Raw genomic sequence first — 16,836 nt, forward strand, 5'->3', positions numbered from 1 at the left:
CGACGAAGGAGACTCAGCCTGCCAGCGGGAAGAACCGTTGCGGGCGCCACACGCCGTCCGCGCCGTGTTCGTAACGGCTGAAGTGCTCGACGTCGAACGCGCAGTCGTACTCCGACAGGGCGTCGTACGCGCGGTCGAGGGCGTCCTTGTCCAGGTCGTGCGCGACGGTGACGTGCGGGTGGTACGGGAACTTCAGGTCGATCTTCAGCGGACCGGACCGGACCTGTGACTGCAGCACCTCGCACGACGAGATGCCCTCGGCCAGTGGCACGAACACCACCGGCGAGATCGGCCGGAAGGTCGCCGTACCGCGCAGCCGGATCCGGAACCGCGGGAACCGGGCCGCGACCGCGAGCAGGTGCTCGTCGATCGCCGCCAGGTCGCCGGCCTCGATCTCGGTCGGCGGCAGCAGCGTGACGTGGGTCGGGATCGACGCGGCCATCGGATCACCGAACTCGGCCCGGTACTTCTGCAACTCCGTCCCGTACGGCTCCGCGATCGGAATCGCGACACCGATCGTGGTCATGGTCATCCGCGGCTACCGGCCCTGCGCAGGGCCGGTGACGAAGCCGAGGCGGTCGTAGACCCGGGCCAGTGTCGGCTCGGTGACCGCGCGGGCTCGCTCGGCGCCTCGGGCGAGGATCGCGTCCAGTTGGGCCTTGTCGTCGAGGTAGGTCAGCGTCTTCTCGCGGAACGGGGTGACGAACTCGACCACCACGTCGGCGAGGTCCTTCTTGAAGTCGCCGTACCCGCGGCCGGCGTACTCGTCCTCGAGCTCGCTGATCTTGCGGCCGGTGAGCGCCGAGTAGATGGTCAGCAGGTTGGCGACGCCGGGCTTGTTCTCCTGGTCGAAGATCACGTCGCGGCCGGAGTCGGTGACCGCGGACCGGATCTTCTTCGCGCTCGCCTTCGGGTCGTCCAGCAGGTCGATGATCCCGGCCGGCGAGGAGCCGGACTTGCTCATCTTCGAGCTCGGGTCCTGCAGGTCGAAGATCTTCGCGGTCTCCTTGACGATGTACGGCTCGGGCAGCCGGAACGTCTTGCCGAACCGGTGGTTGAAGCGCTGCGCCAGGTCACGGGTCAGCTCGACGTGCTGGCGCTGGTCCTCGCCGACCGGGACGCGGTCGGCCTGGTAGACGAGGATGTCGGCGGCCTGCAGGATCGGGTACGTGAACAGGCCGACGGTGGCGCGGTCGGCGCCGCCCTTCGCGGTCTTGTCCTTGAACTGCGTCATCCGGCCGGCCTCGCCCATCCCGGTGATGCAGGACATCACCCAGGCGAGCTGCGCGTGCTCGGGCACGTGCGACTGGACGAACAGGGTGGACCGCTCCGGGTCGATCCCGGCCGCGAGCAACTGCGCCGCGGACCGGCGGGTGCGGTCGCGGAGGGCCTTCGGGTCGTACTCCACGGTGATCGCGTGCAGGTCGACGACGCAGTAGAACGCGTCGTGGTCGTCCTGCAGGGCCACCCACTGCCGCAGCGCGCCGAGGTAGTTGCCGAAGTGGAAGGAGTCCGCCGTCGGCTGGATCCCGGAAAGCACCCGAGGGCGCCGCTGGGAACCGGCTGCGGAGGGGTCAGACGCAGCTTGGGACATGGACCCGATTCTGCCAGCGTGCGAAGTTCAACTCACACCCGGGCGGGTCCGTCCAGTCATAAGCCCACCACTATGAGTACGCCTCGCTTCGCTCGGCGGAGGTTGGAAGGGCGGCGTCACCCCCCGGGGGCGGCGGCGGTCGGGCATAGGCGCCCAGTCACCAGGACCAGCCGCGGGCGGCCAGTTCCTGCTCTTCCTGCCAGCGTTTCTCTTCGGAGCGTTTCTGCTCGGCCTCCCCCGGGCAGCCGGCCAGCCGGCAGGCCTCGTCGAGAAGATCGTCGTACGCCGCCTCGAGGGCCATCAGGCGATGCGCGCGGGCGTAGACCTGGGGCGCGGACTCGATCCGCCGGATCTTGCCGGCCAGGTACCCCAGGCGGGTCTGCAGCCAGAGCGTGTCGAACGGATCCGGGTCCGGGACCGGATGCCGGTGCAGCCGGGCCGCCAACCGCGCCGTACGCCGCTGGAGGCTGCGCCGCAACCCTGACGGCGGCGGATTCGGCAGCAGGAGGTTCAGGAGGACGCACAGCAGCAAGAACAGGACCGCCGCTGCCAGCCATACCATCGCTCTCACCCCCTTAGAGCGTACGGCGAACCAGCCGCCTCAGGCGACGGTGTTTTTACGCGTTCGTCGCCGGATTCCCGTCCACCGCGGCTGCCAGCTTCGGCACCAGTTGGTCGAGCACGATCGGCAGGCTGAGGACCGACACGAAGCTGGTCGCGCCGTACAGCTGGTCGTCGTAGTCCTCCTCGATGAACACCTCCCGCCCCTCGCTCCGAACCTTCAAGTTCTTGTAGAGCGGGTCCGCCTTCAGCTTCGCCGTACCGCCCTTGCTCGGGAACCAGACCACCGTCTGCTGGTCGAGCAGCGAGATCCGCTCCGCGCTGAGGTTCCCGCCGAACTTGTCGCCGATCACCTTGTCCAGCCCGGCCGGCAGCACGAACCCGAAGTCGGTCAGCATCCGCGACCGCGGATCCTGCGTGCCGTAGATGAAGTAGCCCTCGTACGGCGAGGCCATCAACGCCGTCTTGCCCTTGAACTCGGGATGCTGCGCGCGCACCTCGGAGAACCGCGCCTCGATCCCCTTCACGAGCTCGTCGGCCTGCGCCGCCTTCCCGACCGCCTGCCCGACCGTCCGCGCGACGACCTGCCAGGACACGCCCCAGTCCGGTACTCCGGGCGGCTGCGCGACCGTCGGCGCGATCGCGGTCAGCTTCTTGTAGTCGTCCGCCGTGATCCCGGCGTACAGCCCGATGATCAGGTCCGGCTGCAACGCCGCGATCTTCTCGAACTGCAGGCCGTCCTTGTCGCTCAGCACCTGCGGTACGGCGCCCTCGCCGAGTTTCGCCTTCGCCCACGGGAACAACGCGCCCGGCTTCTCCCCGAACCACTCGGTCGTCGCCACCGGTACGACGCCGAGCGCGAGCAGCGCGTCCTGCTCGACCAGGCCGACCGTCACCACCCGCTGCGGGGCCTGCTTGACCACGGTGTCGCCGTACTTGTTCTTGATCGTCACCGGGAAGGCGCCGCCCTGTTCATTCGCTCCCTGCGGCGCTTCGTCGTTCCCGCTTCCGCACCCGGTCAGGGCGAGCAAGAGTATGGCCAGGAACACCAGCTGGCGGCGCATGGAGACCTCACAAGGACTAGGTTAGGTTGCCCTAACCTAACCTAGATCTCAGTCCCGGTGGTACTTCGTGACCGCGTTGTCCTGTTTGAGCTTGTCGGCCGCGGCCTGGATCCGCGCGGTCCACTCAGACTGCGCCAGACCGCCGGCCATGAACTGCCCGGTCGCCGCCGCGGCCGCGTTCGCGAACTCCGGGTACCAGTCGTCGAAGTACCACGTGATGAGCTGATCCCCCGCCGACGCCAGCAGGTCGCGGGCCGAGCTGAGCGCCGTACTCATCTCCAGCCCGTCGGCCGCCCCGCGGACGATGGTGAGCTGACTGGACTCCGAGGTGACCTGCGCCGCGACGTCCGCCGACAGCAACGCCCGCAGGTACTCGAGCCCGCCGGCCTTGTTCTTCGCCTTCTCCGGCACCAGGAACGGCGCGGTCGCCGCGACGTGCAGCCCACTGGCGAGCGCGGGCGACGTGTCCAGCGCCGGTACGGCGAACATCGTCAGCGCGAAGTCCTGCGGGACCAGGCCCTTCATCTCGTTCTCGAGCCAGTTGCCGCACGGCAGCATCCCGACCTTGGAGGCGAGAAGGCGTTTCTGCGACCCGATGTGGTCGTAGTCCGCGGTCCCCGGGGCGAGCAGCCCGCGCTTGCTCAGCTCACCGACCGCCTTGATCGCCTTGGTGACGCTCTCGTCCGTCCAGGCGCCGTCGTCGAGGTTGTCGATCCGCTTCACCACGTCCGGGCCACCGGTCTTTGCGGCCAGCGTGAGCACCAGTTCCAGCAGGTAGTACGGGTGCGTGCCGGCGTACATGAACGGGCCGAGCCCGGCCGCCTTCATATCGGTGCCGAGGGCAAGCAGATCGGACCAGGTACGCGGCACTTCCCAGCCGTTGCGCTGGAAGAGGCTGGCCGAGTACCAGATCCCGTAGACGCTCGCGATGTAGTTGACGGTGCGCTGCGCCCCGTCGTACCGGCCGAAGTTCAGCATGTCCGGCAGCAGTTGGTCCTTGACCGCCGCGGACTGGTTGTCCCAGGACGGTGCGTCGAGCAACTGCTGCAGGTCGGTCAGCTGACCTTCCTTGACCAAGCGGCCGAGCTTCAGCGCGTCGTCCCCGGTGCTGAGCACCACGTCGGGCGGGTTGCCCGCGGCGAACCGGGGCAGCAACTGGGCGGACAGTTGCGTGGTCACCTTCGGCGTGACGGCGGCGGCCGCGTACTTCTTGCGGTACGCCGCCGCCGCGAATCCGCCGTACTCGTCACCGATGACCAGGTCGACCGGAGCGCTCCCGTCCACGGTGAACGGGTTGTCCTTCGACACAGGCGGCGCGACCGGCTCGCTGGTGCAGCCGCTCAGGACCGCACCGGCCAACGCGCCCTGCAACAAAGTCCGCCGTCTCAGCATCACCGCAGGCTATTACTTCACGCCTCCGGCGGTCACGGAGACCTGCAACTGACGCTGGAAGATGATGTAGACCACCAGAACCGGCGCCACCGTGATCACCACGGCCGCGAACAGAGCACCGAAGTCCACCGCATAGCCGGCTTGCGATGCGAACGAGGCCATGCCCTGCGAGAGCACGTAGTTCTTCGAGTCGGTGTTCAGGGCGACGGGAAGCAGGAACTGGTTCCACAACCCCAGGAAGTTGAAGATGGCGACCGACGCCATCCCCGGCCGCGCCATCGGCAGCATCACCGAGAAGAACGTGCGCCACTCACCGGCGCCGTCGATCTGCGCCGCCTCGTAGATCTCACCCGGCAGCGCCTTGAAGAAGCTGTGCAGGAAGAACACGGTGAACGGCAGCGCGAACGCGACATAGGTGACGATCAACCCGGGCAACGTGTTGAGCAACGAGAGGTTCTTCAGCACGAAGAACAGCGGCACGATCGCCAGGAAGACCGGGAACGTCAGCCCGGCCAGCATGGAGTAGTAGATCAGCCGGTTGCCGGGGAACGTGAACCTGGCCAGCACGTACGCGCACATCGCCCCCAGGATCATCACCAGCACCAGCGCGACGCCGACGACGATCACCGTGTTCGCGAAGTAGCGACCGATGCCGGCCGTCGTCCAGGCGTTGGCGTAGTTCTCGAATCGCAGCTTGCCCGGCAGCGACAGCGGGTTGCCCAGGACCTCCTGCGTCGACTTGAACGAGGACAGCAGCGTCCACACCAGCGGCAGGATCACCAGCAGCGACCACAGGATCAGCGCGAGGTGGGCGGTCGTGGCCACACCCCTGCCCTCCGGGGCCCGCTGGCGAGGCGCGCGGGACGCGGCCACGGGCTCGGCCCGGTCGGCGGTGGTTGTCGTCATCGGCGTTCCTTCACTTTCCGCTCCCGGCCGCCGGTCAGGGCGTTCACGGTGAAGACCACGAGCGCGAACAGCATCGTCACCGCGGCCAGGATCACGCCCATCGCCGTCGAGTAGCCGAACTGCCCCTTGGTGAAGGCCGTGGTGAACAGTTGCTGGGGCATGACCAGGGTCGAGTTCTGCGGCCCGCCACCGGGGTTCAGCGCCTGCATGTAGACGAAGGCGTCGAGGGCGGCGATGCCGAGATAGATGTACGCCGTCTGCACGTTGTCCCGGATCAGCGGCACGGTCAGCGACACCGCCGTACGGAACCGGCCGGCGCCGTCGATCCGGGCGGCCTCGAACACCTCGGGGTCGATGCCCCGGATGGCGGCGATGAACAGCACCATGTAGAAGCCGACAAAACCCCAGATCATCACGAACATCGAGGCCGGCATGGCGGTCCGCGCATCACCGAGCCACGCGTAGTTCTCGAACTGGTGCAGCCCGATCTTCGACAGCACCGCGTCCAGCACGCCCGAGCCCGGTGTGAACACCTGGGCCCAGATCAGGCCGATCACGATCGCGGGGATCACGTACGGGAAGAACGAGACGATCCGGTAGAAGCCGGAGTTGCGCAGTCCGCGGACGGTCCCGGTGCCCGAGCCGCCGATCGTCACCAGCGTGGCGAGGGCCAGCGCCAGCAAGATCGTCACGATCGGCACGACGATCGCGAGCAGGATGTTGTTGCGCACGGCCTTCAGGAAGATGTCGTCGTGGAACAGCTTGACGTAGTTGTCGAAGCCGACGAAGTTCTGCCCCGAACTGAACCCGGACCAGTCGGTCAGCGAGTAGTACAGCGCCTGCACGAACGGCGAGACCACGAAGATCACGAAGACCGCCAGCGGCAGGCCGAGGAACACGACCATGAAGCTGGCCCGGTCGAAGGTCAGTGGCCGGCGGCGCCGGGTGACGGACCGCTTCGGTCCGCCTCCCGGCACAGCCTCTGGTGTCACGGTCACTTCGTGACCGGGATCTTCTTGACGGAGCTGTCGTTGCGCACCTTGTCCATGATCTGCTGCAGGCCCTTGGTCAGGCCCGCCGCGTCCAGCTGTCCGGACAGGAACGAGTTCCAGACCACCAGCTGGTCGGTGTTCATGCCGTACAGGCCGAAGACCTGGTAGTCGAAGACGTTGGTACCGGCGGCGTCCAGCATCGCGGTCTGCGACTGCAGCGCGGTCGAACCGAAGCCGTCGGCTGGCACGAGGCCCTTGACGATCGTCGGCGCCAGCCGGGTCTTGGCGAAGTTGGTCGCCGCCTCTTTGGACAGCATGGCCCGCAGCAGCTCCTTGCCGCCAGCAACGTTCTTCCCCTTCGACGGGACGATGAACGGCTCGCCGGCCGCGCTCCGCAGGGCCTCGTACGGCAGCTTCGGCTTGTCGGTGAGCGTGGGCTCCGGGACGCCCTTCATCTGGAACCCGCTCTTGGTGGCCTTCTTCATCTCGTTCTCGATCCACGAGCCCGAGGGGTAGAGGATGGCCTGCTGGTCGTTGCTCCACTTCGCCTGCGCGGCGGTGAACTGGGTACCGGCGCCGCCGGGGACGAAGTAGCCGTTCTTGACCATGGTCTCCAGGGCCTTGAAGATGCCCTGGAACTGCGGCATCGACCAGGTGTTCTCCTTGAGGTTCTCCAGCGCCAGCCGGACCTCGTCGCCACCCTCCTTGATCGCGCCGTCGACGGCCATCGTGTGGTAGTAAGTGGCCGCTTCCTTGCCCCAGACGAACAGGTACTTGCCCTTGGCCTTGGCCTTGGCGCCGAGGTCGAGCAGCGCGTCGTAGGTCTTCGGCGGCTCCCAGCCGTTCTCCTTGAACAGGCTGTCGGAGTACCACAGGCCGTAGATGGTGAGGACGTAGTTCATCGCGACGAACTTGCCGTCGAAGGTCCCCGGGTTCTTGGCGCCCGGGTACAGGGTGTCGGCGATCTTCGTGCCCTCGTAGTTGTTGGCCTCGAAGACGTCGTCCAGCGTCTCGAGCTGGTCCAGGATCGTGCCGAAGCCGATCTGGGCCTTGCCGGAGTTGTCGATCAGGTCCGGCGGGTTGCCGCCGACGAAGCGCGGCTGCAACTGCTGGGCGATCTCGGTGGACGGGGCGACCTTGACCGTCGAGCCCGCGAACTTCTTCTGCACGAGGTTGGCCGCGAACGTCACGTAGTCGTAGCCGTACCCGCCGTTGAAGATCACGGCGTCAATGGTTGCCTTGTCCGCCATGCCGAACGGGTTGTCCGCGGTTTTGTCGGCGCCGCCACCGGTGGAACCCTTGTCATCGCTGCCGCTGCCGGCGCACGCAGCCAGCAGCGTGCTGCCGCCGGTCGCCATCAAGGTGCCGACCGCTGCGCGCTGCAGGAACAGGCGCCGCGACAGGTTGTTGGGAGTGGTCATTGGTCCCGCCTTCCAAGGAGTGTTTCACGCAGTACGCCGGATGCGACCGGCGTACCTTGCTTCAAGGGCATGGTTGTGTTCGTCGCCGCCCGGGATGTTCGCGGACAGGTACACCGGCGGCGTCTCGCCGGCTTCGGTCATCCGGCGCAGTACCTCGGCAACGAGCAGCTGCGCGATCAGCGCAGCCGTGATGGACGACACCGCGCAAACCTTGCCCGCACCGTCGGGCAGGTCCAGGACCGAGTCGCCGTACGGCGCCTGGTTGTCGAGGACCACGTCCGCGAAGTCGATCAGCTTCTTGCCGGACGGGTGCCGCGAGTCCATACCGCCGGTGTGCTGCAGCGAGGTGATCGCGATCAGCGGGTGACCGTGCTCCTTGACCACACTCGCGAGCTCGACGATCGAGCCGTTCACACCAGAGTTGGAGGCGATCACGAAGAGGTCGCCCTCGCGGGCCGCGGACAGCTCGTAGAGCTTCCGGGAGTACGCCGGGTCGCGCTCGAGCTCCGCGCTGCGCAGCAGCTCCTTCGGCTCGCCGCCGAGCAGCACCAGGTCGCGCAGGGCGATCCGGTTGGAGGCGATCAGTCCGCCGGCCCGGCCCGCGATCTCCATCGCGAGGGCCTCGGAGTGGCCGGAGCCGAAGGCCTGGATGACGCCGTTCGCGCGCAGCGACGTGACCATCAGGTCGGCGGCCTGCTGGATCGGGCCGTCGATCTGGGTGGTGACCGCGGCCAGGATGGGCATCAGCGTTTGAACATACGCCTGTGCGCTCACGCCAGTGGATTCCCCCGTGTTACTGCTGGCCATCAACGGCCCACCCCTCGACTGATCTGCTCGCCGGCGACACTCCAAGTGCCGACAAATGCGCAAGTTTGCTGTTTGCTGGACAGAACTTTTCTCAACTCGTAGCTAAAGTCAAGGCTCATTCGTGTGATCTCCCCAGATCGGGACCGTTGCGTAACCTTGTTTGCTTGTGCTTACTTATAGGCTCTTTCGAGCAGTTTGGAGCATCGCGTATGTCGGTCGAAGGCCCGCTTCCGGACGCTGACGCCGCACCTGTCGACCAGGTGGTCCCGATACCTGCCGGACCACTGGTCCTCGGCGGCGACCTCGGCGGCACTTCCACCCGGATCGTGATCGCGGACTCTGAGGGCAACGTAATCGGTCGCGGCGCCGCAGCGGGAGGGAATCCGACCAGCCATCCGGTGAGTGCGGCGGCCAACTTCGGGCAGGCCCTTCACGCCGCACTGTCCGGGCTGGACCCGACCGCCGTCAAGGCCGGGGTGGTCGGCATGGCCGGCGGGGTGGCGCTCGCGCGCCCGGACGTGGCGGCCCAGTTCGAGGCGGCGTGGACCGGCGCCGGCCTCACCGTTGCGCCCGACTACATCGGCGATCTCGAGGTCGCTTTCGCCTCAGGTACGCCGGAACCCGACGGGACCGTGCTGATCGCCGGCACCGGCAGCAACGCCGGCCTGGTGCGCAATCATCAACTGCTGCGCACCGCCGGCGGACACGGCTGGCTGCTGGGCGACGACGGCTCCGGGTTCTGGCTCGGCCGGGAGGCCGTGCGCAGCGTGCTGCAGGCTCTGGATCTCCGCGAGCCGCTCGGGCTGCTCGGGCAGGCCGTCGTACAAGCGATCCTGCCCGATCGGGACGAGCATGCTGCTGCACAACGTGAAGGATACGACGCACTGCGTGACGACCTGGTGCGAACGGTGAACAGCCGGCCACCCGTTCTGCTCGCGGAACTCGCGCCGACGGTGATGGCGGCGTACGCGCAGGACGACGAGACCGCGCGGTCCCTGGTGAAACGCGCAGCCGAGTTGCTCACAGAAACCGCCGCACGACTGAAGACAACGTCGGACAAGGGCCCGATGGTGCTCGCGGGCAGTGTCGCCGGTGAATCTTCTCCTGTGGGACATCTCATCCGGCAGCACTTCGCGGGCGACGTACTGACCGCCCGGGACGGGGTCGGAGGCGCCACCTGGCTGGCCCTGGGCGCCCTCGACCCCGCCCTCGCAACAATCGAGAACCACCAACGCCTAGTCGAACACTGAGACCGGGCGGACTTCGACGGCGTAGAAGCCCGCCTCCGGGATGGTGGCGGCGACCTCTTCGGCGCGTTCCTGGCTGGCGACGTCGATGAGGAAGACGCCGGCGAGCTGCTCCTTCGCCTCGGAGTACGGGCCGTCGGTGGTCGCGCGGACGCCCTCGCGGACCCGGACCACCCGGGTCTTCGACGGCGGGTCGAGCGGGACGGCGTTGATCAGCTCGCCGCTGGCGTCGAGTTCGTTCAGCAGGTTGTCGAGCTGCGCGGCGAGCGCCTCCCGGGCCTTCTTCGGCAGGGCCTTGCCCTCCTCGGTGTGCAGGAACGACGGGTGACCCCAGGTGATCGGGTTGCTGTGGATCATCAGCAGGTACTTCATGTCGGTGTCCTTTCGGGCAGTCACTGGATCTTCGCAGCAGAGGTCGGACACAACCGGCAACACTCGACATTTCGCCGTTCTCCGGCGTTCGCCGGTACGGCGCCGCTTATTCCAAGCAACGGCTTGACATTGGATTCGGGCTGCCGCATATTCCAAGCATGTCTTTGGAGAAGGATCCGCGGCGGGCGCGGTTGCTCGACGATCCGCTGGCCATTCGGGCGATGGCGCACCCGGTGCGGTTGGACCTGCAGTCGCTGCTGGGCAGGGAAGGGCCGCTGACCGCGGCCGATGCGGCGCGGCGGCTGGGGATCAGCCAGGCGCTGGCGTCGCACCACCTGCGGCAGTTGGCGAAGTACGACTTCGTCGAGCCCGCACCGGGCAAGGACAACCGGGAGCGGCCGTGGCGCCTGGTGTCCACGTCGCAGTCGTGGCGGGACGCGATCAAGACGTCCGAAGGCGCGGCCGCTGCCGACGTACTCGAGCAGCTGATGGCCGAGCGGGCGCTGGACGCGCTGGCGAAGTGGCAGGAGCAGCGCCCGCAGGCGGACCCGGCCTGGCGGGACAACTCCGGCATCGGACAGACCGGCCTCTACCTGACCGGCGAGGAGCTGGCGGAGATCGTTGGCCAGATCAACGAGATCCTGCAGCGCTGGGTCGACGAGCGGCCCATCGACGACAAGTCCACCCGGCCGGCGGGGAGCCGGCATGTCTCGTTCACCCAGATCGTCACGATCTCGCCGGAGGAGTAGCAGATGAAGGACTTGTGGGGCGTCCTCGCGCGGCAGCGTGACTATCGGCTGATGCTCAGCGCCGGCCTGATCTCGCTCACCGGCGACTGGCTGCTGCGCACCGGGCTCGCGTTCCAGGTGTACGTACTGACCGGCTCGACCCTCGCGTCCGGTGGACTGCTCCTCGCGTCGTTCCTCCCCGCCGTACTGCTCGGCTCGCTGGCCGGCGTCTTCGTCGACCGGTGGAACCAACGCACCACGATGATCGTGACGAACGTGCTGAACGCCGTCGTACTGCTCCCGCTGATCGCCGTCCACGACGCGAGCACGATCTGGATCGTGTACGGCGTCGTACTGGCGCAGAGCTGTCTACAGCAGTTCTTCACGCCCGCCGAGCAATCACTGGTCCCGCTCCTCGTGAACTCCGAGCAGTTGGTGACCGCGAATGCCCTGAACAGCCAGATCCGCGACCTCGCACGGCTGGTCGGCGCCGCGCTCGGCGGTGTGCTCGCGGCCGCCGGAGGACTCACCCTGCTCGCCGTCGGCGATGCCGTGACGTTCCTGGCCGCGGTCGTTCTGGTCGCCGCGATGCGGCACCGTCAGGAACGCCCCGAACCCAAGGAAGAAACGGCCGGCGGCGCGATCAAGCGGCTGAAGGAGGAGTGGACCGAGGGACTGCGGCTGTGCGTCGCGGGTCCGGCGATGCGGCTGTTCTTCGTGTTCTGCCTGGTCACCGGCGTCGGCGAAGGGATCATGAGCACGCTGTTCGCGCCGTTCGTCAGCGCCGAGGTCGGCGGCGACGGGAAGGTGTACGGTCTGATCGTGTCGTCGCAGGCGATCGGCGGGATCGTCGGCGGCCTGATCGCGGCCGCGATCGGCTCCCGCTGGCCGGCCGCGACCCTGTGGGGAGTCGGCGCCTTCGCCTTCGGTCTGATCGACATCGCCTTGTTCCTCTACCCGTTGGCGTCGGACAGCGTGATCCCGGCGTTCGTCTGCATGATCGTCGTCGGCCTGCCCGGCGCGCTCACCGTCGCAGGGATGATGACGGTGTTCCAGAACCTCACCGTCGACGGCACCCGCGGCCGCATCTACGGCGCGGTCGGCGCCGCCGAAAGCGTCGCGGTCCTGCTCGGCATCGCCGCGGGCGGCCTGCTCGGCGACGCCGTCGGCATCATCCCGATCCTGGTCTTCCAGGGCCTCGGGTACGTCGTGGGCGGGCTGGTTGTGCTTAGTCGGCGGCGGGTTCTGGTTGCTCGGCCGGAGCCTCTTCTGACGGTTTGACCAGGTGGAGACGGACCCGGGCGACCCGGCGGCCGTCCATCTCGGTCACGGTCAGGGTGTGGGCGTCGATCGGAACCTCGTCACCGGTCGACGGGACCTTCCCGAGGCGGGCGGCGAGGAACCCGCCGACGGTCTCGTAGGGCCCGTCGGGAAGCTCGATCGTGGTCGCGTCGGCGAAGTCGTCCAGGTTCAGCAGGCCGTCGACCTCGATGTCGCCGCTGCGGAGCCGGGTCGTCTCGGCCGGCTCCTCGTCGTACTCGTCCTTGATGTCGCCGATCAGCTCCTCGACCAGGTCCTCGAGCGTGACGATGCCGGCGGTGCCGCCGTACTCGTCGAGAACGATCGCGAGGTGCGTGCTGCGGCGGCGCATCTCGGTCAGCGTCGGCAGCAGCTTCGCGGTGTCCGGCAGCATCAGGACCTCGCGCGCCAGGTCGCCCACCCGCACCGAGCGGGTCGCGACCGCCGGGTCGAACAGGTCCCGGACGTGCACGAAGCCGACGATGTCGTCGGCCGAGCCGTTCATCACCGGGTACCGCGAGTGCGGCCGCTCGGCGGCGAACTTGACCGCCTTGTACGCCGGCATCTCGGCGTCGACGAAATCCACCTCGGTGCGCGGCAGCATCAGCTCGCGCAACTGCCGGCTACCCGCCTCGAAGACGTCGTCGACGATCTTGCGCTCTTCCACACCGAGCGACTCGTGCGCGGAGATGACGTCGCGCAGCTCCTCGTCGGTCATCACCTCGCGGTTCGCGTTCGGGTCGCCGCCGAGCGCGCGCACCACCAGGTCGGTGGACCTCGACAGCAGCCAGATCACCGGCCGCGCGCCGGACGCGATCCGGTCCACGAACGGCCCGAGAGCGAGCGCGAAACCCTCGGCCCGCTGCAGGGCCAGGCGCTTCGCGGCCAGCTCACCGAGCACGATCGAGACGTACGAGATCAGGATCGTGATCAGCACCAGCGCGACCGTGCCGGCCACCGACTCGGGCAGCCCGAGCTTCTCCAGCTGCGGCGCGAGGCCGTCGGCGAGCGTCGCGCCACCGAAGGCGGCGGACAGGAAGCCCATCAGGGTCACGCCGATCTGCACGGCGGACAGGAACCGGTTCGGGTTGGCGGCCACCTTGGCGACGATCTCGCCGCGCCGGCCGCGGTGCGAGAGCGCCTTGAGCTGACTCTCCCGGAGCGAGACGAGGGCCATCTCGGCCGCGGCGAAGACCCCGCCGATCAGCACGAAGACCAGAATCAGGACGATGTTGAGCAGGGTTTCGTTCATGGGTCGGAGTTCCTAGCGCCCTCTCGTCAGCTGCCGAGAGGGCGTGGGTTGGGCGTAGTCGTCCATCTACCAAGCCTACCGGTCACGCGGTCCCTCGTGCGTGTTCGAGTTTGTCGGTTTATGATGATTCCTGGCCGGACGCGTCGTACGGCCGGGAGGGGTCACACCATGAACACACCGCGCGGTGTACGCCGGACCGACACCAGACTGTCGGACGGCCGCGAGCTGATCTACTACGACCCGTCCGACGCGCCGGCCCGGGTGCCGCTCGAGGACACCCGCGGCCTGCCCGCCCCGCAGCCGCAGGTCGAGCTGCGCACGGACCCGCTGACCGGCGACGTGATCACCTACGCCACCCACCGCAACACCCGGACGTACCTGCCGCCGGCCGACCAGTGCCCGCTGTGCGCGAGCAAGCCCGGCAACCCGACGGAGATCCCGGACCACGACTACAACGTCGCCGTCTTCGAGAACCGGTTCCCGTCCTTCGCCGGCCCGGGGCGGACCGAGGTGGTGTGCTTCACCAGCGACCACAACCGCTCGTTCACCGATCTGTCCCAGGGCCAGGCCCGGCTGGTCGTCGACACCTGGGCCGACCGGACCGCCGAGCTCGGCGCCCGCGACGACGTCGAGCTGGTGTTCCCGTTCGAGAACCGCGGCCGCGAGATCGGCGTCACCCTCAGCCACCCGCACGGCCAGATCTACGCCTACCCGTTCCTCCCGCCGCGGATGCAGAACCTGCTGCGGCAGGCCCGCAAGCACCAGGAAGTTGCCGGCAGCAATCTGTTCGCCGACGTCCTGGCCGCGGAGCGCAAGGAGGGCACGCGGGTCGTAGCGGAGAACGGCAACTGGACCGCGTTCGTCCCGGAGGCCGCCCGCTGGCCGGTCGAGGTGCACCTGTACCCGCACCGCCAGGTCGGCGGCATCGACGAGCTGTCGGTCGGCGAGCGCGACGACTTCGCCGAGCTGTACCTCGACGTCCTCGGCCGCCTCGACGGCCTGTACGGCGAACCGCTGCCGTACATCGCCGCCTGGCACCAGGCCCCGGTCCGGATCGATCGCGAGCTCGGCTACCTGCACCTGGAGCTGTTGTCGATCCGGCGGGCCAAGGACAAGATCAAGTACCTGGCCGGCTCCGAGTCCGGCATGGGCGCGTTCATCAGCGACACCCGGCCCGAGGATGTGGCCGAGACTCTGCGAAAGGCCGGCCAGTGAGCTTCCAGAAGGTTTTCGGTACGTCGCCCGACGGCAGCTGGCGTGCCCCGGGACGGGTCAACCTGATCGGCGAGCACACCGACTACAACGACGGCCTGGTACTCCCGATCGCGCTGCCGAACCGCATCCTGGTCACCGCCTCGAAGCGGGACGACGGCCGGATCGCGGTCGCGTCGAGCGGGCAGCGGGGCGTCATCGAGTTCGCGATCGACGACCTGGCCCCGGGCTCGGTCGGCGACTGGGCGGCGTACCCGGCCGGTGCGGCCTGGATCCTGCGCGAGTCCGGCTACCCGATCGGCGGCGCGAACCTGCTGGTCGAGTCCGACCTCCCGTCCGGCGCCGGCCTGTCGTCGTCGGCCGCCCTGCTCTGCGCGACGTTCGTGGCGCTGCTGGGCCTGCGCGACCTCGAGGTCGACCCGGCTGAGATCGCGCGGCTGGCGCAGAAGGCCGAGAACCAGTACGTCGGCGCGCCGGTCGGACTCATGGACCAGATGGCCTCGATGTGCTGCACCGAGGGCCATGCGCTGTTCTTCGACATCCGCGCGATGTCCACCGACCAGATCCCGTTCGACCCGCCGGCCGACGATCTCGCGCTGCTGGTCGTCGACGTGAAGGCACCGCACCGGCACGTCGACGGCGAGTACGCCGCGCGCCGGAAGAGCTGCGAGCAGGCGGCGGCCGAGCTCGGCGTACCGGCTCTGCGGTCGATCGCGTTCGAGGACCTCGACGACGCGCTCGCGCGGCTGTCGGACGACGTCGTACGGCGGCGTGTGCGGCATGTGGTGACTGAGATCCGCCGGGTCGAGGACGCGGTCGCGTTGATGCGGGCCGGCAAGCTACGCGAAGTCGGTCCCCTGTTCACCGCGTCGCACGCCTCGTTGCGCGACGACTTCGAGATCACCGTGCCGGAACTCGATGTTGCGGTCGACACCGCGCTGGAGGCGGGGGCCCTCGGTGCAAGGATGACCGGTGGCGGTTTCGGCGGTTGCATCATCGCGTTGGTCGAGGCCTCGGCTGCCGACGCCGTACTGTCCGCGATCGAGAAAGCCTTTGCGGAACACGGTTTCTCGGCCCCGAGCTCGCTGGCCGCGACCCCGTCAGCAGGTGCTTCCAGGGTCAGCTAGGAGGCGATGACGAGGTCGCATCCTGTATCGCGCATGGCCTTACGGGCAGGGGGCGTGAGGCCGTTGTCGGTGACGATCACGTCCAGGTCGGACCAGGTCGCGAACGTACTGAGCCCGACGGTGCCCCACTTGGTGTGGTCCGCAACCACGACCACCTCACGGCTGGCGGCGATGAACGACCGGTTGGTCTCGGCCTCCATCAGGTTCGGCGTGCTCAACCCGTGCTCGGCGTCGACACCGTGCGCGCCGAGGAACAACAGGTCCAGGTGCAGTGACGCCAGGGCCGCGGTCGCGATCGGGCCGACCAGCGCGTCCGACGGCGTGCGGATACCGCCGATGAGTACGACGGTGCGGTCCGAGCGCCCGTTGCCGTGGAACACATCGGCGATCCGCGCCGAGTTCGTGACAACCGTCAAGTTTTCCACCCGCAACAGCTGACGAGCCAGCGCGTACGTCGTCGTACCGGCGCCGATGCCGATCGCGCTGTCCGGCTGCACCCGGGTGGCGGCCTCGGCCGCGATTGCCTGCTTGGCCGCGGACTCCTGGGTCAGCTTGGCGTCGAAGCCCGGCTCGTGCGCGCTGCGCAGGCCGACGGACGTCGCGCCGCCGTGCACCTTGTGCAGCAGGCCGCTGGAGTCCAGGGCGTCCAGATCGCGCCGGATCGTCATGTCCGAGACCCCGAACCGGTCGACCAGTTCGGCGACCGTGATCGCGCCCCGGCTGTTGACCTCGGCAACGATCGTGGCCTGCCGCTGGGCGGCGAGCTGGCCGCCGCGGCCGCGTGGCGGTTCTGCTCCGGCTGCGTTCACGTCCACAGAATAGTCCCGCCGGCAGGGAAATGTGTTGCCCGGCCAGTGGCAGC

Annotated in this window: 17 protein-coding genes; 5 read left to right on the forward strand and 12 right to left on the reverse strand. The window is 68.3% G+C overall.

The window, feature by feature from the left end:
* Positions 1-13: 13 nt before the first annotated feature.
* The 9 genes from EV137_RS39890 to EV137_RS39930 form a co-directional block, all read right to left on the reverse strand.
* A complete protein-coding gene (locus EV137_RS39890; RefSeq protein WP_133785077.1) occupies positions 14-526 on the reverse strand; it encodes a 2'-5' RNA ligase family protein in 513 nt (170 codons plus the stop codon).
* Positions 527-538: 12 nt separating this feature from the next.
* Positions 539-1,594, reverse strand: coding sequence for a tryptophan--tRNA ligase (trpS, locus tag EV137_RS39895; protein ID WP_134133348.1), 1,056 nt, complete (start codon positions 1,592-1,594; stop codon positions 539-541).
* A 157-nt stretch (positions 1,595-1,751) separates the two neighbouring features.
* Positions 1,752-2,165: a hypothetical protein gene (locus tag EV137_RS39900; protein ID WP_202871363.1), complete on the reverse strand. Its 414-nt coding sequence runs from the start codon at positions 2,163-2,165 to the stop codon at positions 1,752-1,754.
* A gap of 46 nt (positions 2,166-2,211) precedes the next feature.
* Complete coding sequence (locus tag EV137_RS39905) at positions 2,212-3,219, reverse strand: iron-siderophore ABC transporter substrate-binding protein (protein ID WP_134133349.1); 1,008 nt, start codon at positions 3,217-3,219, stop codon at positions 2,212-2,214.
* A 48-nt stretch (positions 3,220-3,267) separates the two neighbouring features.
* Complete coding sequence (ngcE, locus tag EV137_RS39910) at positions 3,268-4,611, reverse strand: N-acetylglucosamine/diacetylchitobiose ABC transporter substrate-binding protein (protein WP_134133350.1); 1,344 nt, start codon at positions 4,609-4,611, stop codon at positions 3,268-3,270.
* Between the two features lie 12 nt (positions 4,612-4,623).
* Complete coding sequence (locus tag EV137_RS39915; RefSeq protein ID WP_134003926.1) at positions 4,624-5,517, reverse strand: carbohydrate ABC transporter permease; 894 nt, start codon at positions 5,515-5,517, stop codon at positions 4,624-4,626.
* Positions 5,514-6,509 carry a carbohydrate ABC transporter permease gene (locus EV137_RS39920; protein WP_238175873.1) on the reverse strand — a complete coding sequence of 332 codons (996 nt, stop codon included), beginning with the start codon at positions 6,507-6,509 and terminating at the stop codon, positions 5,514-5,516. The genes EV137_RS39915 and EV137_RS39920 overlap by 4 nt, the downstream gene beginning before the upstream one ends.
* A 2-nt stretch (positions 6,510-6,511) precedes the next feature.
* Positions 6,512-7,930 (reverse strand): N-acetylglucosamine/diacetylchitobiose ABC transporter substrate-binding protein, encoded by a 1,419-nt coding sequence (gene ngcE, locus EV137_RS39925; RefSeq protein WP_134003924.1) that lies wholly within the window; start codon positions 7,928-7,930, stop codon positions 6,512-6,514.
* Positions 7,931-7,954: 24 nt separating this feature from the next.
* Positions 7,955-8,737 carry a sugar isomerase domain-containing protein gene (locus EV137_RS39930; protein ID WP_134003922.1) on the reverse strand — a complete coding sequence of 261 codons (783 nt, stop codon included), beginning with the start codon at positions 8,735-8,737 and terminating at the stop codon, positions 7,955-7,957.
* Positions 8,738-8,946: 209 nt separating this feature from the next.
* On the opposite strand from EV137_RS39930, the gene EV137_RS39935 reads away from it, so the two are divergent.
* Complete coding sequence (locus EV137_RS39935) at positions 8,947-9,987, forward strand: N-acetylglucosamine kinase (RefSeq protein ID WP_134003920.1); 1,041 nt, start codon at positions 8,947-8,949, stop codon at positions 9,985-9,987.
* Here EV137_RS39935 and EV137_RS39940 read toward each other — a convergent pair.
* Positions 9,973-10,356 (reverse strand): YciI family protein, encoded by a 384-nt coding sequence (locus EV137_RS39940; RefSeq protein ID WP_131344491.1) that lies wholly within the window; start codon positions 10,354-10,356, stop codon positions 9,973-9,975. The two genes, EV137_RS39935 and EV137_RS39940, sit on opposite strands and share 15 nt — an antisense overlap.
* Positions 10,357-10,514: 158 nt before the next feature.
* Here EV137_RS39940 and EV137_RS39945 point away from each other — a divergent pair, with 158 nt between their 5' ends.
* Together EV137_RS39945 and EV137_RS39950 are read left to right on the forward strand one after the other, a co-directional pair.
* Positions 10,515-11,105, forward strand: coding sequence for an ArsR/SmtB family transcription factor (locus EV137_RS39945; protein WP_134003918.1), 591 nt, complete (start codon positions 10,515-10,517; stop codon positions 11,103-11,105).
* A gap of 3 nt (positions 11,106-11,108) precedes the next feature.
* On the forward strand, positions 11,109-12,365 hold the full coding sequence (locus EV137_RS39950; protein ID WP_134003916.1) for an MFS transporter: 1,257 nt from the start codon (positions 11,109-11,111) through the stop codon (positions 12,363-12,365).
* Here the strand turns inward: EV137_RS39950 and EV137_RS39955 are convergent.
* Positions 12,313-13,635 carry a hemolysin family protein gene (locus tag EV137_RS39955; protein WP_134003914.1) on the reverse strand — a complete coding sequence of 441 codons (1,323 nt, stop codon included), beginning with the start codon at positions 13,633-13,635 and terminating at the stop codon, positions 12,313-12,315. The two genes, EV137_RS39950 and EV137_RS39955, sit on opposite strands and share 53 nt — an antisense overlap.
* A 168-nt stretch (positions 13,636-13,803) precedes the next feature.
* Between EV137_RS39955 and galT the strand changes: the two genes are divergently transcribed.
* Together galT and galK are read left to right on the forward strand one after the other, a co-directional pair.
* Positions 13,804-14,850, forward strand: a complete 1,047-nt coding sequence (galT, locus tag EV137_RS39960; RefSeq protein ID WP_134003912.1) for a galactose-1-phosphate uridylyltransferase — start codon at positions 13,804-13,806, stop codon at positions 14,848-14,850.
* A complete protein-coding gene (gene galK, locus EV137_RS39965) occupies positions 14,847-15,974 on the forward strand; it encodes a galactokinase (protein ID WP_134133352.1) in 1,128 nt (375 codons plus the stop codon). The genes galT and galK overlap by 4 nt, the downstream gene beginning before the upstream one ends.
* On the opposite strand, the gene EV137_RS39970 is transcribed toward galK, so the two are convergent.
* On the reverse strand, positions 15,971-16,783 hold the full coding sequence (locus EV137_RS39970) for a DeoR/GlpR family DNA-binding transcription regulator (RefSeq protein WP_133785048.1): 813 nt from the start codon (positions 16,781-16,783) through the stop codon (positions 15,971-15,973). The genes galK and EV137_RS39970 overlap by 4 nt on opposite strands.
* Positions 16,784-16,836: the final 53 nt, after the last annotated feature.

Origin of the sequence: Kribbella pratensis (assembly GCF_004366075.1) — a bacterium.
GTDB lineage: Bacteria > Actinomycetota > Actinomycetes > Propionibacteriales > Kribbellaceae > Kribbella > Kribbella pratensis.

Bases quoted from the DNA above. Each gene is read 5' to 3' on its own strand.
- EV137_RS39890 (WP_133785077.1), bottom strand. From the start codon at position 526: ATGACCACGATCGGTGTCGCGATTCCGATCGCGGAGCCGTACGGGACG.
- trpS (WP_134133348.1), bottom strand. From the start codon at position 1,594: ATGTCCCAAGCTGCGTCTGACCCCTCCGCAGCCGGTTCCCAGCGGCGC.
- EV137_RS39905 (WP_134133349.1), bottom strand. From the start codon at position 3,219: ATGCGCCGCCAGCTGGTGTTCCTGGCCATACTCTTGCTCGCCCTGACC.
- ngcE (WP_134133350.1), bottom strand. From the start codon at position 4,611: ATGCTGAGACGGCGGACTTTGTTGCAGGGCGCGTTGGCCGGTGCGGTC.
- EV137_RS39915 (WP_134003926.1), bottom strand. From the start codon at position 5,517: ATGACGACAACCACCGCCGACCGGGCCGAGCCCGTGGCCGCGTCCCGC.
- ngcE (WP_134003924.1), bottom strand. From the start codon at position 7,930: ATGACCACTCCCAACAACCTGTCGCGGCGCCTGTTCCTGCAGCGCGCA.
- EV137_RS39930 (WP_134003922.1), bottom strand. From the start codon at position 8,737: ATGGCCAGCAGTAACACGGGGGAATCCACTGGCGTGAGCGCACAGGCG.
- EV137_RS39935 (WP_134003920.1), top strand. From the start codon at position 8,947: ATGTCGGTCGAAGGCCCGCTTCCGGACGCTGACGCCGCACCTGTCGAC.
- EV137_RS39940 (WP_131344491.1), bottom strand. From the start codon at position 10,356: ATGAAGTACCTGCTGATGATCCACAGCAACCCGATCACCTGGGGTCAC.
- EV137_RS39945 (WP_134003918.1), top strand. From the start codon at position 10,515: ATGTCTTTGGAGAAGGATCCGCGGCGGGCGCGGTTGCTCGACGATCCG.
- EV137_RS39950 (WP_134003916.1), top strand. From the start codon at position 11,109: ATGAAGGACTTGTGGGGCGTCCTCGCGCGGCAGCGTGACTATCGGCTG.
- EV137_RS39955 (WP_134003914.1), bottom strand. From the start codon at position 13,635: ATGAACGAAACCCTGCTCAACATCGTCCTGATTCTGGTCTTCGTGCTG.
- galT (WP_134003912.1), top strand. From the start codon at position 13,804: ATGAACACACCGCGCGGTGTACGCCGGACCGACACCAGACTGTCGGAC.